This is a genomic window from Hydrogenophaga sp. UC242_53 (assembly GCF_042696965.1).
Lineage (GTDB): Bacteria > Pseudomonadota > Gammaproteobacteria > Burkholderiales > Burkholderiaceae_C > Hydrogenophaga.
On record NZ_CP170552.1, the window covers coordinates 588,743 to 602,687 of the forward strand.

Below are 13,945 nucleotides of genomic sequence, written 5' to 3' on the forward strand. Positions count from 1 at the left end.
AATGGGCAGTGTGAGCGACACGGCGGCCTTCCAGCTGCTGGGCTGCGACTTCAGCAGCGCACCGAGCCGGCGCAAACCCATCACGCTGGCCGTGGGACGCGCCGACCGGGGCCGCGTGGTGCTCGAGGGCGTGGAGCACTTCGAGACGCTCGACGCCTGGAGCCAGCGCCTGGGGGCATCGGGCCGGTGGGTGGGCGGTTTCGACCTGCCGTTCGGCCTGCCGCGCGAACTGGTCACCACCCTGGGCTGGCCGACCGACTGGGCGGCCTGCATGGCGCACTACGAGGGCCTGAGCCGAGAGGCGATCCGCGAGGCCTTCGCCGCCTTCTGCGATGCGCGGCCGGTGGGCGGCAAGTTCGCGCACCGCGCCACCGACGGGCCGGCCGGCTCCAGCCCGAGCATGAAATGGGTCAACCCGCCGGTGGCCTTCATGCTGCACGCCGGCGTGCCGCGCCTGATCGCCGCCGGCGTCACGCTGCCGGGCTTGTTCGAGGGCGACGGCAGCCGCGTGGGGCTGGAGGCCTACCCGGGCCTGCTCGCGCGCAGCGTGCTGGGCACGGTCTCGTACAAGAGCGACGACAAGGCCAAGCAGACGCCCGAGCGCCTGATCGCGCGCAAGACGCTGATCAACGCGCTGGAGAACGGCCAGGCCCCGCTGCTGCAGGCCGTGGGCCTGCGCCTGCGGCTCACGCACGCCCAGCGCGACGCGCTGGCCGACGACGCCAGCGGCGACCGGCTGGACGCCGTGCTCTGCCTGCTGCAGGCGGCCTGGGCCGAGCAGCAGCACCGCGCCGGCCTGCCACGCTGGGGCCTGCCGGTGTTCGACCCGCTCGAAGGCTGGATCGTCACGGCCTGACGGGTTGGTACCCGTGCGACAGCGCGGGATTTCGGCACTGCCTAGAATTCGTCGGGCCCGGCCGCGTGCCGGACACAAGCGTTCTCAGGGCGGGGTGAAACTCCCCACCGGCGGTGATGGCGGCGTGGCGACACGACCGCACGAGTGCCGCGAGCGCCCAGGCGCCGGTTCGTCCGGCGCGTGGGGTCAGCAGACCCGGTGAGATCCCGGGACCGACGGTAAGAAGCGGGTCTGACCGACCCGCTTGACAGTCCGGATGAAAGAGAGCGCGAGCCAGGCACCCCCCGTGCGCGCCCGCGCGCCGGTGGTGCGTGCGCTTGTGCGCCCTGATTTGTTGGCCCCTCCTTTTTCCGAGGACACCATGAATCAGACCGAGTCTTCCCACCACCTCCACCTGCCCGCCGGCCTGCGCTTCGCGTTCGTCGAGGCGTCCTGGCACGCCGACATCGTGCACCAGGCGCGCGATGCCTTCTTCGCCGAAATGGCGCAAGGCGGCTTCGGCGCCGACGCCATCGACGTGTTCGACGTGCCCGGCGCCTTCGAGATCCCGCTGCATGCCCAGCGCCTGGCCCGCTCCGGCCGCTACGCCGCCGTCGTCGGCAGCGCGCTGGTGGTCGATGGGGGCATCTACCGCCACGACTTCGTCTCGCAGACGGTGGTGCAGGCGCTCATGGACGTGCAGCTCGACACCGGCGTGCCGATGATCTCGGCCGTGCTCACGCCGCACCACTTCCACGAACACGCCGAGCACCGCAAGTACTTCCTGCGGCACTTCGCCGTCAAGGGCACCGAGGCCGCGCAGGCCTGTCTGCAGACCGTGGCCGGTCTGCGCCGCCTGGACGCGCTGCTGAGCCCGACCGCCGCCGCCTGACGGCCGGCGCCTTGAGCGCGCGGGGGCGATGGGGTACAACCGCCGTTCACCATGTCGCTGCAACGCCTGCCTTCGCCCGCCCTGCGCCCTTTCGTGGCGCAGCTGTGGGCGAGCGAGGACCCGGGCGAGGCGCGCTGCGCCACGCCGTGGCGCGAGCACGCCTTGCCCAGCGGGGCGATGCACCTCGTCATCCGGCTGTCCGACCACCCGCTGCGCATCGCCGATGCCGGCAGCGGCGACCGCGCGCAGACGGTGGCCCCGTCGCTGGTGGGCGGCATGCGCTCCCGGTTCTACCTGCGGGAGTTGCTCGCGCCGTCCTGCTCCGTGGGCGCGGTGCTGCGGCCCGGTGCGGCCGAATGCCTGTTCGGTGGCGTGACCGCCGACGAGCTGGCCGAACGCCACACCCCGCTGGACGCGCTGTGGGGCGCTGAGGCGCATCGGCTGCGCGAGCGGTTGCTGGCGCTGCGCTCGCCGCAGGACCGATTGACCCTGTTCGAGGCCGCGCTCGCGGCGCGCCTGCCGCGCGTGCAGGGCCTGCATCCCGCGGTGGCCGGCGCGCTGGCGCAGTTCCTGGGTGGGGTGTCGGTGGCGGCCGCCGTGCAGGACAGCGGTTTCAGCCACCGCCGCTTCCTGCAGCTGTTCCGCCAGGGCGTGGGCCTGGGGCCCAAGACCTACCTGCGCGTGCTGCGTTTCCAGCGCGTGCTGCCGGTCCTGCGCTCGGACCCCGCGCTGTCCCTGGCGGCGCTGGCGGCGGACCTGGGCTACAGCGACCAGTCGCATTTCAACCGCGAGTTCCTGGCCTTCAGCGGTGTCACGCCGCTGGCGTACCGTCAGCGCATGGGGACCGACATCCACCACCTGCCGATGGGCGGTGGCTGAGGTCAATTTTTTTCTATACGCCCGCGCGGTGCCTGGGGAAGATGCGAACCCTGTCCATTCCTGTCCACCGAGGTGAAACCATGAAGATCGAAGAAGTGTTCGCCTACCTTTGCGTGTCCGACGCGAAGGCCGCCATCGCGTTCTACCGCAACGCCTTCGGCGCCACCGAGAAATTCCGCCTCACCGAGCCCAGCGGCCGCGTCGGCCACGCCGAGATGGCCTTTGGCCCGATGACCGTCATGCTCAGCGACGAGTACCCGGAATACGGCATCCGCTCGGCCTCGGCGATCGGCGCCACCCCGGTGTCCATCCACCTGCACGTGGACAACGCCGACCGCATGATCGAGCAGGCCCTGAAGGCCGGGGCCACGCTCGAGCGCGAGGCGCAGGACGCGTTCTACGGCGAACGCTCCGGCGTCGTGCGCGACCCCTTCGGCCACCGCTGGCTGATCGGCCACCACATCGAAGACGTGACCACGGACGAGATGCAGCGCCGCTACACGGCGCTGATGGCATCCGGCGATCCCGGCGAGGGTTGAGGACATCCGCGGCCAGGCCTCGACGCCGGCCCGCCGCGCAGGCACCATGCACGGGTTTCATCCATCCGAAGCCCTTCATGCACCTGCTGTCGCACCTGGCCGTTTCCTGCTCCCTGATCCTGACCTCTGTCGGCCTGTTCGCGGGTTGCGCCGCCGTTCGCGCCGGTGAGGCCGAGCGCCCACCGGCCTCGACCCAGCGGGGCGACGACGGGCGGTTCCGCAATCCGCCCGACCCGAGCAACCGCCCCACCGAAGGCAGCTGGAAAATCTGGAGCCGCTTCCTGTTCGAGACCCCGGTGGGCGCCGTCCCGCTGGACCCGATCCCGGTTCGCCGTCTGGACCGGGCCACGCTCGACGCGCTGGACCCGGCGGCCAACCACATCGTGCGCCTGGGCCATTCGTCGCACCTGCTCAAGCTGCAGGGCCGCTACTGGCTGATCGATCCGGTGTTCAGCGAACGCGCGTCTCCGGTACAGTGGCTCGGCCCGAAGCGCTTCCACGCGCCGCCGCTGTCGCTGGACGAGTTGCCGCCCATCGATGGCTTGATCCTCTCGCACGACCACTACGACCACCTGGATCAAGCCACCATCGAGGCGCTGCGCGAGCGCGTGCAGCGCTACTTCGTGCCCCTGGGCGTGCGCGAGCGCCTGCAGGGCATGGGCGTGGACCCCCAGCGCGTGCAGGAGTTCGACTGGTGGCAGGGCACCCGCCACGCGGGGGTGCAGCTCACCGCCACGCCGGCCCACCACTTCTCGGGGCGCACGCTGTGGGACCGCAACAGCACGCTGTGGGCCTCGTGGTTCATCCAGAGTGGCGACGAGCGCATCTTCTTCAGCGGCGACTCGGGTTATTTCGCGGGTTTCAAGGCGATTGCCGAGCGCCTGGGCCCCATCGACATCGCCCTGCTGGAAAACGGGGCCTACGACAGCTACTGGCCGTCCGCCCACATGTCGCCCGAGGAGACCGTGCAGGCCTTCAAGGACCTGCGGGCGAAGCAGCTGTACCTGGTGCACAACAGCACCTTCAACCTGGGTTTCCACACCTGGCACGACCCCATGGACCGCGTGGCCGACATCGCCGAGCGGGAAGGCCTGCCCCTGCGCACGCCGGAGATCGGCGAGGTGTTGACGCTGGGCCGCCCGCGCCAGAACCAGCGCTGGTGGAAAGGCCTGCGCTGACGCGCCCGCCCCCAGGGAGCGCCCGAGCGGGTAAGCTGTCCTCCGTGTTTCAGGAGGACTCCCATGTACCCTTGGCTCTTTCTGTGGGCGCCGCAGCTGCAACTGCCCTTCAGCGGCGATGTGGCGCAGCGTATCGAACCCCGCACCCAGTGGTTCTTTGACGGCATCGACACCGCGTCGGGCGATCCGGTGATCGAGCGCAAGGCCTTCGAGGTGGCGACCTATGGGCGCCAGCTCGGGCTGATCACCGAACTGCTGCTCGACATGGCCGCGCAGACGCCGCCGCGCACCCGGGCCGGCCGCGAGGCGCGCCAGCGGCTGCAGAAGATCCAGGCCGAGATCGAGCGCATCAAGGCCGAGGACGCGGCGGCCCAGGTGGACATGGTCGAGGCCGGCCTGCGGCGCCTCAAGGCCCGCCACCGACCCGAGTACGAGGCCCTGCGCGCGCGCCTGCAGCAAGCCCTGGCCGCGCCCGAGGCCGCACCGTGAACCTGACCGACATGGGAGCCCTGCCACTCACCCTGCTGGCCTCGCTGGGCGTCGCCATCGTGCTGCTGGTGATCCGCGTGCTCGTGATGCAGCGGGTGCAGCAGCGGCGCCAGCGCGAGAACCGCCAGGAAACCGAGCGCCTGAAATCGCTGGTGGCGGCGTACCGCGCGCTGGCGGGGTCGTTCTCGCCGGCCACGGTCGAGCACGCGACGCAGATGGAGGAAACGCTGGCCGAGATCGTGCTGTTCGGCTCGCTGCCTCAGGTCGAATTGGCCGCGGCCTGCGCCACCGCGCTCAAGCGCGGCGAATCGCCGGACTTCCAGCCCCTGGTGGAAGCCCTGCGGTCCGACCTGCGCCGCCAGTTGGGGCTCGAACCCATTCCGATCACCCTGCTGTTGCCGACCTCGGGGCCGGGGCGCGCCGCGCCGCGCGGGCGGGGGGACGGTGAAGGCGGTGGCGGCGGTGGCGGCGGTGCGGGGGGGCGTGGCGGCGCGGGAGGTGGTGGAGGGGGCGGCGGGGGAGGGGCCGCGGCGGGCGGGCTGGGCGCGGGCCTGATCGCCGGGGAAGTCCTCCACAACTGAGCCAAGGCGTGCTCTGCGGGCCCGCACTTGGTGCATCATGGGCGCTTGCGCTGCGCCGCCGACACTCGGGTCGGCCGGCGGAAGCACAAGCCTTCGAGGAAATCCCCATGAACGCAGCCAAGCTGGTCGGTATCGTGCTCATTGTCGCCGGTGTGCTCGGCCTGGTGTATGGCAGTTTCAGCTACACCAAGGACACGGAAGCCGTGAAGCTGGGGCCGTTGGAGCTGTCGGTGAAGCAGAAGGAAACCGTCAACGTGCCGGTGTGGGCCGGTGTCGGCGCCATCGTGGTCGGCGCGGTGCTGCTGGTGCTGGGCGGCAAGAAGGGTTGAGGCGGGCGCTTTTCTGCGCGGTCCTGGCGCTGGCGAGCGCCGGGACGCTGCACGCGGCGGCGGATGAACCCACGGTGTACGCCGCCCGGGTCAGCCGCGTGTTCGATGGCGACACGCTGTGGGTCAAGCCGCTGGACGGTGGCCGTTACCGCAAGCTGCGCCTCGATGGCATCGACGCGCCCGAGATCTGCCAGGCCGGCGGCACGGCCTCGCGCGATGCGCTGGCCCGGCGGGTGTTGAACCAGGTGGTGGCGGTCAGCGTGCGCCATCACGACGACTACGGCCGTGGGCTGGCCAGGCTCACGCACCAGGACGACGACATCGCCGCCTGGATGGTGGCGCAAGGCCAGGCCTGGTCCTACCGGTGGCGCCGCAGCCTGGGGCCGTTCCAGGCCGAAGAGGCGCGTGCCAGGCAGGGCCGCAAGGGTCTGTTCGCCGATGCCTCGGCCGAGTTGCCACGCGAATTCCGCCAGCGCCACGGGCCTTGCCCGCGGCCCGATTGACGAAAGGCTTCAGTGGGCCTGGCCGCAGACCGCGCATTGCGGGTTCTGCGGCAGCGAGATCGGCGTGAAGGCCAGGTCTCGCCCATCGATCATCAGCAGCTTGCCCGTGAGGCGCGAGCCCAGGCCGGTCAGCAGCTTGAGCGCTTCGGCCGCCTGCATGGTGCCCACGATGCCCACCAGCGGCGCGAACACGCCCATGGTGGCGCACAGGGCCTCCTCCACACCGGCGTCCTCGGGGAACACGCAGGCGTAACACGGGTTGCCCGGGGTGCGGGGATCGAACACGCTGAGCTGGCGATCCATGCGGATCGCCGCGCCCGACACCAGCGGCTTGCGGTGATTCACGCAGGCGCGGTTGATGGCGTGGCGGGTGGCGAAGTTGTCGGTGCAGTCCAGCACCACGTCGGCCTGCGACACCAGCTGGTCCAGCAGCGCCGCATCGGCCCGCTGGGTGACAGTGGTGACGCGCACGTCCGGGTTGATGGCGGCGATCGCCTCGCGCGCCGATTCGGCCTTGAGGTGGCCCACACGCGCGAGGTTGTGCGCGATCTGCCGCTGAAGGTTGGTCTCGTCCACCGTGTCGTGGTCCACCAGCGTGATGTGACCGACACCGGCACTGCCCAGGTAGAGCGCCACCGGAGAGCCCAGGCCGCCCGCGCCGATCACCAGCGCGTGCGAAGCCAGCAAGGCTTCCTGGCCTTCGACCCCGAGTTCGTTGAGCAGGATGTGGCGCGAATAGCGCAGGAGCTGGGCGTCGTCCAAGGGTCTTGCCGCAGGCGGTCACCGCCCGCGGCATCCATCAGTTTTCTTTTTTCTCTTCGGTGCGCACCGACAGCGTCTTGCTGATCAGCACCGGCTGGCCCTTGAGCTGGTTGAGCGCCTGCGTCAGCTGGAAGTCCTTGTCGGTACCGAACTCGGGCACGAGGCGCTGGTTCGGGTTCTTCTTGGCTTCCTCTTCCAGGCGCTTGCGCGCGGCTTCGCGGGCCTCGTCGCGCTGCTGCTCGGCGGCGCGCTGGGCGTCGGTCATGCCCTGGTCGCCCTTGACGGCCTCGGTGCCGTTGTTCAGGTGCTTCTGCAGATCGGCTTCGCGCGTGCGCAGCGCGGCGAACACGTTGCCCTCGGGCGTTTCATCGACCATCACGTCGGGCACGATGCCCTTGGCCTGGATGGAGTTGCCCGACGGCGTGTAGTAGCGCGCCGTGGTGAGCTTGAGGCCCGTGTCGGGGCCCAGCGGACGCACCGTCTGCACCGAGCCCTTGCCGAAGGTCTGGCTGCCCAGGATGGTGGCGCGCTTGTGGTCCTGCAGGGCGCCGGCCACGATCTCGCTGGCCGAAGCCGAGCCTTCGTTGACCAGCACCACCAGCGGCACGCGCTTGAGCGCACCCTGCGTGTTGTCGGTCAGGCGCTTGATGGGGTCGGTGCCGCCGCGGCGCAGGTAGTGCTGCGGAATGGCCTTGTAGGTGAACTTGCTGTCCTCGAGCTGGCCGTTGGTGGAGACCACGGTCACGTTGTCGGGCAGGAAGGCGGCGGACAGGGCGACGGCCGCGTCGAGCAGGCCGCCCGGGTCGTTGCGCAGGTCAAGCACGATGCCCTTGAGGTTGGGGTCCGCCTTGTAGATGTCTTCCATCTTGCGGGCGAAGTCCTCGATCGTGCGCTCCTGGAACTGCGACACGCGCACCCAGGCGTAGCCGGGTTCGACCACGCGCGACTTCACGCTCTGCGTCTTGATTTCCTCGCGCGTGATCGTCACGGGGAAACTGCGGTTCTCGTCCTTGCGGTAGATGTTGAGCAGCACCTTGGTGCGCGGCTCGCCGCGCATGAGCTTGACGGCGTCGTTGATGCTCAGGCCCTTGACCTGGGTGTCGTCGATCTTGGTGATCAGGTCGCCGGTCTTGAGGCCGGCGCGGAAGGCGGGGGAGTCCTCGATGGGCGAAACCACCTTGACCAGGCCGTCCTCCATCGTGATTTCAATGCCCACGCCGACGAAGCGCCCGCTGGTGCCTTCGCGGAATTCCTTGAACGACTTCTTGTCGAAATACTGCGAATGCGGGTCCAGACTCGCGACCATGCCCGAAATGGCTTCGGAGATGAGCTTCTTCTCGTCCACCGGTTCCACATAGTCGCTCTTGACCATGCCGAAGACGGCGGCGAGCTGCTGCAGCTCTTCCAGCGGCAGCGGGGCCAGCGCACCGCGCGCAACCGCCTGCAACTGCACCGTGGTCAGCGCGCCGGCGACCACGCCAATGCGCAACCCAGCCTGCAATCTTCAGCTTGTGACTCACCTGTTTTGCCATCGAAATACCCCAGTAAAAAAGCCCGTGCAGGGCCTGCGGGACCCTCTCGGGTCAATATACACCTTGGAGCATGGCGAGATGCTTCGGTTCCCGGGGCTCCACAGTGGTATTCCCCGGGTTGTCGTGACGGATCGCCGGTTTCAGGCCTTGCCCTGCGCGGCCACCGCCGCCGCGGCCTTCGCCGCCGCCTCGGCATCGCCCAGGTAGAAATGCCGGATCGGTTTCAGATCCGCGTCGAGTTCGTACACCAGTGGAATGCCGTTCGGGATGTTCACGCCCACGATGTCGTTGTCGGAAATGCCATCGAGGTACTTCACCAGGGCGCGGATGCTGTTGCCATGCGCCGCCACCACCACCCGTTTGCCGGCCTTGATCGCCGGCGCCATGGCTTCGTTCCAGAAGGGCAAGACACGTGCCACCGTGTCCTTGAGGCACTCGGTGAGCGGGATTTCCTCGGGCTTGAGGCGGTCGTAGCGCCGGTCGCCGCGCTCGCTGCGCGGGTCCGTGGCCTCCAGGGCCGGCGGTGGCGTGTCGTAGCTGCGCCGCCAGACCAGCACCTGCTCGTCGCCGTATTTTTTTCGGCCATGTCGGCCTTGTTCAGGCCCTGCAATGCACCATAGTGGCGCTCGTTGAGGCGCCAGCTGTGCACCACCGGCAACCAGGTGCGGTCCATCTCGTCCAGCGCGTGCCACAGGGTGCGCGTGGCGCGCTTGAGCACGCTGGTGTAGGCCAGATCGAAGTCGTAACCATCGGCCTTGAGCAGACGGCCGGCGTTCTTGGCCTGCTCCAGGCCGGTGGCGGTGAGGTCCACGTCGGTCCAGCCGGTGAAGCGGTTTTCCAGGTTCCAGGTGGATTCGCCATGGCGAATCAGGACGAGTTTGTACATGGGCAGGGCGTGCGTTGAAGAGCGGAAATGGGGACGGACGGGGGGATCACAAGCCGGGCCAACCGGCCTGTCGGGTGACGTGCCACCGGGGTGTGGCCGGCGCGGCACAGCCAAGCATTCTAAAATCCCGGGCTTACTCGAAAGGTGTATCTGTGAGTTTCTTCATCGAAAACTGGGTTCTGATTGCCGTGGCCATCACGTCGGGGGCCTTCCTGCTCTGGCCGCTGGCCTCTGCCGGCGGTCGCGCGGGGTCCCTCAACACGACCGAGGCCGTGCAGCTCATGAACCGCGACAAGGCGGTGGTGGTGGACGTGCGCGACGCCGACGGTTTTGCGTCGGGCCACGTGATCGGCGCGAAAAACCTGCCTCTGGCCGACCTGGAGGCCAAGTTGCCCACCACGGTCAAGAACAAGGCGCTGCCGCTGATCTTCGTGTGCGCCAATGGCGCGAGCGCGAACAAGGGCGTGGCCATCGCCAAGAAGCTGGGTTACGAGAACGCGCATGCCCTGACCGGTGGCATGGGTGCCTGGCGCACCGCCAACCTGCCCGTGGAAAAAGCCTGATCATCTGGGCTTGTTTTTCATCGGGTTCGACAGGATTTCCGCATGGCCAAGGTCAAGATGTTCACCAGCGCGTACTGTCCGTATTGCAGCCGGGCCCGGGCCCTGCTCGACCGGCGGGGCGTGTCCGACCTGGAAGAGGTGTACGTGGACGGCAAGCCCGAACTGCGCGCCCAGATGACCCAGCTCACCGGGCGCACCAGCGTGCCGCAGATCTTCATCGGGGACACCCATGTGGGCGGCTGCGACGACCTGCACGCGCTCGATGGGCGCGGCGGCCTGGTGCCGATGCTGCAGGCCTGAGTCACAAAGCCGCCTTGCCGGGCTGACATAATCCCGGGCAGTGCCCGCCGCAGGGACTTCGATCCCCGGCGGGTTTGTTTTTTCCTCCCCGAATCTTTCGAGACACCACCATGGCAGAAAACCAGGACCCCATCTTCCAGATCCAGCGCGTCTACCTCAAGGAAGCGTCCCTGGAGCAACCCAATTCCCCGGCCATCCTGCTGGAGCAGGAGCAGCCTACGGTGGACATCCAGCTCGGCGTGGAAGCCAGCCCGGTGGCCGATGGCGTGTACGAGGTCTGCGTCACCGCCACGGTGACCACCAAGATCAAGGACAAGACCGTGTTCCTGGTCGAGGCCAAACAAGCTGGCATCTTCGAGATCCGCAACCTGCCGCAGGACCAGATGGGCCCGATCATGGGCATCGCCTGCCCGCAGATCGTCTACCCCTACCTGCGCAGCAACGTGGCCGACATCGTCCAGCGCGGCGGTTTCCCGCCGGTGCACCTGGCCGAGATCAACTTCCAGGCCATGTACGAGCAGCAGCAGGCGCAAGCCGCCGACGACGCACCGCGCATCGTCACGCAGTAAGTCCTCTCGCGGGGGACCCATGAACATCGTCGTGCTCGGAGCGGGCGCCTGGGGCACCGCCCTGGCCGTCGGCGCGGCCGCCCAGGGCGGCGAGTTCCGCCAGGTGACGCTGTGGGCGCGCGATGCGCAGCAGGCCGATGACATGCGCGCGCAGCGCGAGAACCGGCGCTACCTGCCGGGTGTGGCCCTGCCGCCCTCGGTGGGCATCGATGCCGGTCCGCTGGACGCGTCCTCGAAGGCCTTGGCCGAGGCCGACCTGCTGATCATCGGCACGCCCATGTCGGGCCTGCGCGGCATGTTGCAGGTGCTGGCATCGCATCCCGCGCCCGTGGCCTGGCTCTGCAAGGGTTTCGAGGCACCGCGCGAGGGCCACCATGGCCTGCTGGGCCATGAGGTGCGCGCCCAGGTGGCGCCACGGCTCAAGGCCGGGGTGCTCAGCGGCCCGAGCTTCGCGCAGGAAGTGGCGCGGGGCCAACCGACCGCCTTGGTGGCCGCGAGCGAACACGCCAGCGTGCGCGACATGCTGGTGGCCGCGTTCCACAGCCCCACGCTGCGCGTGTACGCCAACGAGGACATCGTGGGCGTGGAGGTGGGTGGCGCGGTGAAGAACCTGCTGGCCATCGCCACCGGCCTGTGCGACGGCCTGGACCTGGGCCTGAACGCGCGCGCCGCGCTGATCACGCGCGGCCTGGCCGAAATGACGCGCCTGGGGTTGGCCCTCGGCGCGCGCGCCGAGACCTTCATGGGCCTGTCGGGCCTGGGTGATCTGGTGCTCACCGCCACCGGCGATCTCTCGCGCAACCGCCGTGTCGGCCAGCTGCTGGCGCAGGGCATGAGCCTTCAGCAGGCGGTGGACTCGCTGGGCCACGTGGCCGAGGGGGTGTACAGCGCCCGCACCGCGGTGCAGCGCGCGCGCCTGCTCGGCGTGGACATGCCGATCAGCGAAGGCGTGGTGGCCTTGATCGAAGGCCGGCTCAAGCCAGCGCAGGCCGTGGCCGCGCTCATGGGGCGCGACCCGAAAGAAGAAGGCCTCTAGGCCGCCGCAGATGCGCAGCCCTCGGGCTTGAGCACGCGCTCGGTCGAGGCCGGATGCCGCGCCAGCGCCGCCGCCGGCCGGCGTGGGCGACGCACCAGTTCACCGCCGCAATTGGGGCAGATGTGGTTCAGCCGGGTGTCGGCGCAGTCGCTGCAGAACGTGCATTCGAAGGTGCAGATGCGCGCCTCGGTGCTTTCGTTGGGCAAGTCCCGGTTGCAGCATTCGCAATTGGGGCGCAGTTGCAGCATGGCGGACCTCCGGGAGCTCAGATTTCGAAGTTGTCGATCAGGCGCGTCTTGCCCAGGCGCGCGGCGCCCAGCACCACCAGCGGGTCGCCGGCCTGCGGCGCCTGCAGGTCGGCGCGGCGGCGCACGGTGAGGTAGTCGGGCTGCCAGCCGCGCGCGGCCAGGGCCTTCATGGCGCGTTCTTCCAGCCCCGGCAGGTGCCGCGCCAGGCCATCGGCGGCGGCCAGGGCGTCGCGCCCCAGCGCCCGCAAGGCCAGCGAGAGCTGCACCGCCTCGGCGCGCTCGGTCTCGCTCAGGTAACCATTGCGCGAACTCAGCGCCAGGCCATCGGCCGCGCGCTGCGTGGGCACGCTCACGATGGTCACCGGCAGGGCGAACTGCTGCGCCATGCGGCGGATCACCATCTGCTGCTGGTAGTCCTTCTGGCCGAAGACCGCGTGGCGCGGGCCCTTGCCCTCGGTCAGCACGCACTGGAACAGCTTCATCACCACGGTGCAGACCCCGGTGAAGAAACCGGGCCGGAAATGGCCTTCGAGGATGTCGGCGAGCTCGGCGGGCGGCTGCACCTTGAAGCCCTGGGGCTCGGGGTACAGCTCCTTTTCCGACGGGGCGAACACCACGTCGCAGCCTTCGGCGGCGAGCTTGTCGCAATCGGCCTGCAGGGTGCGGGGGTAGGTATCGAAGTCCTCGTGCGGCGCGAACTGCAGGCGGTTGACGAAGATGCTGGCCACGGTCACGTCGCCCAGGGGTTTGGCGGCGCGCACCAGATCCAGGTGGCCGTCGTGCAGGTTGCCCATGGTGGGCACGAGGGCAGGCGCGTTGAAGGGCCGCAGCGTGGCGCGCAACTCTTCGATGGTGTGAACGAGTTTCATGGGTGGATCGTTGATTTACCAGGCGTGCAGGCTGTCGTCGGGGAAGCTGCCGTCCTTCACCGCGGCCACGTAGGCGGCCATGGCGTCGCGCACGCTGCTGGCGCCTTCCATGAAGTTGCGCACGAACTTCGGGTTCTTGCCCAGGTTGACGCCGAGCATGTCGTGCATCACCAGCACCTGGCCGGCCGTGCCCTTGCCCGCGCCGATGCCGATGGTGTGGCAGTGCGGCAGCTGGCCGGTGATCTCGGCCGACAGCGCGGCCGGCACCATCTCGAGCACCAGCATGGTGGCGCCGGCGTCCTGCAGCTCCAGCGCGTGGCGCTTGAGCGTGAGCGCGGCCGCGTCGCCACGGCCCTGCACGCGGTAGCCGCCCAGGGCGTGCACGGTCTGCGGGGTCAGGCCCAGGTGGGCGCACACGGGGATGCCGCGCTCCACCAGGAACCGCACGGTCTCGGCCGTCCAGCCGCCGCCTTCGAGTTTGATCATGTGGGCGCCCGCATGCACCAGCTGCGCCGCGCTGCGCATGGCCTGTTCCTTGGACTCGTGATAGCTGCCGAACGGCAGGTCGCCGAGCAGCCAGGCCGTGCCCTGCACGCGGCGCAGGCCGCGCGCCACGCTCTCCACGTGGTAGGCCATGGTCTCCAGCGTCACGCCGGCCGTGCTGGCCAGGCCCTGGCACACCATGCCCAGCGAATCACCGACCAGGATGCATTCCACGCCGGCGGCGTCGGCCACGGCGGCGAAGGTCGCGTCGTAGGCGGTGAGCATGGTGATCTTCTCGCCCCGCTCGCGCAGCTCGTTCAACCGGGGCAGGCTCACCGGCTTGCGCTGGGGCAGGGGCGAGGCCGCGGGCAGGGTGCCGTAGGGGGTGCGCATGGGCGTGGGGTTTGTGGGGGTGCTCATCTGGAAATCCCGCAGGGGTTGGGGGTGGGTGAGAATCGGGCACTATAGACCA

The 13,945-nt window shown here is 69.4% G+C and carries 17 protein-coding genes, 2 pseudogenes and 1 riboswitch; of the genes and pseudogenes, 13 read left to right on the forward strand and 6 right to left on the reverse strand.

The window, feature by feature from the left end; genetic code table 11:
* Window position 1: 1 nt before the first annotated feature.
* The 9 genes from ACFJI0_RS03110 (at window position 2) to ACFJI0_RS03150 (ending at window position 6,225) form a co-directional block, all read left to right on the forward strand.
* On the forward strand, window positions 2-856 hold the full coding sequence (locus ACFJI0_RS03110) for a DUF429 domain-containing protein (protein WP_382323395.1): 855 nt from the start codon (window positions 2-4) through the stop codon (window positions 854-856).
* A 76-nt stretch (window positions 857-932) separates the two neighbouring features.
* Window positions 933-1,128: riboswitch (FMN riboswitch) on the forward strand.
* An 89-nt stretch (window positions 1,129-1,217) separates the two neighbouring features.
* Window positions 1,218-1,727, forward strand: coding sequence for a 6,7-dimethyl-8-ribityllumazine synthase (locus ACFJI0_RS03115; RefSeq protein WP_382323396.1), 510 nt, complete (start codon window positions 1,218-1,220; stop codon window positions 1,725-1,727).
* Between the two features lie 51 nt (window positions 1,728-1,778).
* Window positions 1,779-2,606 (forward strand): helix-turn-helix domain-containing protein, encoded by an 828-nt coding sequence (locus ACFJI0_RS03120; protein ID WP_382323397.1) that lies wholly within the window; start codon window positions 1,779-1,781, stop codon window positions 2,604-2,606.
* A gap of 80 nt (window positions 2,607-2,686) precedes the next feature.
* Complete coding sequence (locus ACFJI0_RS03125) at window positions 2,687-3,145, forward strand: VOC family protein (RefSeq protein WP_382323398.1); 459 nt, start codon at window positions 2,687-2,689, stop codon at window positions 3,143-3,145.
* Window positions 3,146-3,222: 77 nt separating this feature from the next.
* Window positions 3,223-4,323, forward strand: a complete 1,101-nt coding sequence (locus ACFJI0_RS03130) for an MBL fold metallo-hydrolase (protein ID WP_382323399.1) — start codon at window positions 3,223-3,225, stop codon at window positions 4,321-4,323.
* Between the two features lie 63 nt (window positions 4,324-4,386).
* Window positions 4,387-4,812, forward strand: a complete 426-nt coding sequence (locus ACFJI0_RS03135) for a hypothetical protein (RefSeq protein WP_382323400.1) — start codon at window positions 4,387-4,389, stop codon at window positions 4,810-4,812.
* Window positions 4,809-5,393, forward strand: coding sequence for a preprotein translocase subunit YajC (locus ACFJI0_RS03140; protein WP_382323401.1), 585 nt, complete (start codon window positions 4,809-4,811; stop codon window positions 5,391-5,393). The genes ACFJI0_RS03135 and ACFJI0_RS03140 overlap by 4 nt, the downstream gene beginning before the upstream one ends.
* 107 nt (window positions 5,394-5,500) lie before the next feature.
* On the forward strand, window positions 5,501-5,722 hold the full coding sequence (locus ACFJI0_RS03145; RefSeq protein WP_291114983.1) for a hypothetical protein: 222 nt from the start codon (window positions 5,501-5,503) through the stop codon (window positions 5,720-5,722).
* Complete coding sequence (locus ACFJI0_RS03150) at window positions 5,719-6,225, forward strand: thermonuclease family protein (protein ID WP_382323402.1); 507 nt, start codon at window positions 5,719-5,721, stop codon at window positions 6,223-6,225. Before ACFJI0_RS03145 ends, ACFJI0_RS03150 begins: the two co-directional genes overlap by 4 nt.
* 9 nt (window positions 6,226-6,234) lie before the next feature.
* Here the strand turns inward: ACFJI0_RS03150 and ACFJI0_RS03155 are convergent, their stop codons facing one another.
* The 3 genes and pseudogenes from ACFJI0_RS03155 to gpmA form a co-directional block, all read right to left on the reverse strand.
* Window positions 6,235-6,987 (reverse strand): HesA/MoeB/ThiF family protein, encoded by a 753-nt coding sequence (locus ACFJI0_RS03155; protein ID WP_382323403.1) that lies wholly within the window; start codon window positions 6,985-6,987, stop codon window positions 6,235-6,237.
* A gap of 37 nt (window positions 6,988-7,024) precedes the next feature.
* A pseudogene (locus ACFJI0_RS03160) lies at window positions 7,025-8,507 on the reverse strand (S41 family peptidase).
* A 152-nt stretch (window positions 8,508-8,659) separates the two neighbouring features.
* Window positions 8,660-9,405 (reverse strand): annotated as a pseudogene (gpmA, locus tag ACFJI0_RS03165) (2,3-diphosphoglycerate-dependent phosphoglycerate mutase).
* Between the two features lie 152 nt (window positions 9,406-9,557).
* Here gpmA and ACFJI0_RS03170 point away from each other — a divergent pair.
* The 4 genes from ACFJI0_RS03170 to ACFJI0_RS03185 all read left to right on the forward strand — a co-directional run bounded on the left by ACFJI0_RS03170 (window position 9,558) and on the right by ACFJI0_RS03185 (window position 11,873).
* Window positions 9,558-9,968: a rhodanese-like domain-containing protein gene (locus tag ACFJI0_RS03170; RefSeq protein WP_382161198.1), complete on the forward strand. Its 411-nt coding sequence runs from the start codon at window positions 9,558-9,560 to the stop codon at window positions 9,966-9,968.
* Between the two features lie 42 nt (window positions 9,969-10,010).
* Window positions 10,011-10,268, forward strand: a complete 258-nt coding sequence (gene grxC / locus ACFJI0_RS03175) for a glutaredoxin 3 (RefSeq protein WP_291114993.1) — start codon at window positions 10,011-10,013, stop codon at window positions 10,266-10,268.
* A 110-nt stretch (window positions 10,269-10,378) separates the two neighbouring features.
* Entirely contained in the window at window positions 10,379-10,837 is a 459-nt protein-coding gene (secB, locus tag ACFJI0_RS03180; RefSeq protein WP_291114995.1) for a protein-export chaperone SecB, read from the forward strand.
* Window positions 10,838-10,856: 19 nt separating this feature from the next.
* Window positions 10,857-11,873, forward strand: coding sequence for an NAD(P)H-dependent glycerol-3-phosphate dehydrogenase (locus tag ACFJI0_RS03185; RefSeq protein WP_382161195.1), 1,017 nt, complete (start codon window positions 10,857-10,859; stop codon window positions 11,871-11,873).
* On the opposite strand, the gene ACFJI0_RS03190 is transcribed toward ACFJI0_RS03185, so the two are convergent.
* From ACFJI0_RS03190 to panB, 3 genes are read right to left on the reverse strand one after another with little or no spacing between them, the layout of a single operon-like run.
* Complete coding sequence (locus ACFJI0_RS03190) at window positions 11,870-12,121, reverse strand: DUF1272 domain-containing protein (RefSeq protein WP_382323404.1); 252 nt, start codon at window positions 12,119-12,121, stop codon at window positions 11,870-11,872. The genes ACFJI0_RS03185 and ACFJI0_RS03190 overlap by 4 nt on opposite strands.
* 17 nt (window positions 12,122-12,138) lie before the next feature.
* A complete protein-coding gene (panC, locus tag ACFJI0_RS03195; RefSeq protein ID WP_382323405.1) occupies window positions 12,139-12,990 on the reverse strand; it encodes a pantoate--beta-alanine ligase in 852 nt (283 codons plus the stop codon).
* 15 nt (window positions 12,991-13,005) lie between these two features.
* Entirely contained in the window at window positions 13,006-13,893 is an 888-nt protein-coding gene (gene panB / locus ACFJI0_RS03200; protein ID WP_382323406.1) for a 3-methyl-2-oxobutanoate hydroxymethyltransferase, read from the reverse strand.
* Between the last annotated feature and the right edge of the window lie 52 nt (window positions 13,894-13,945).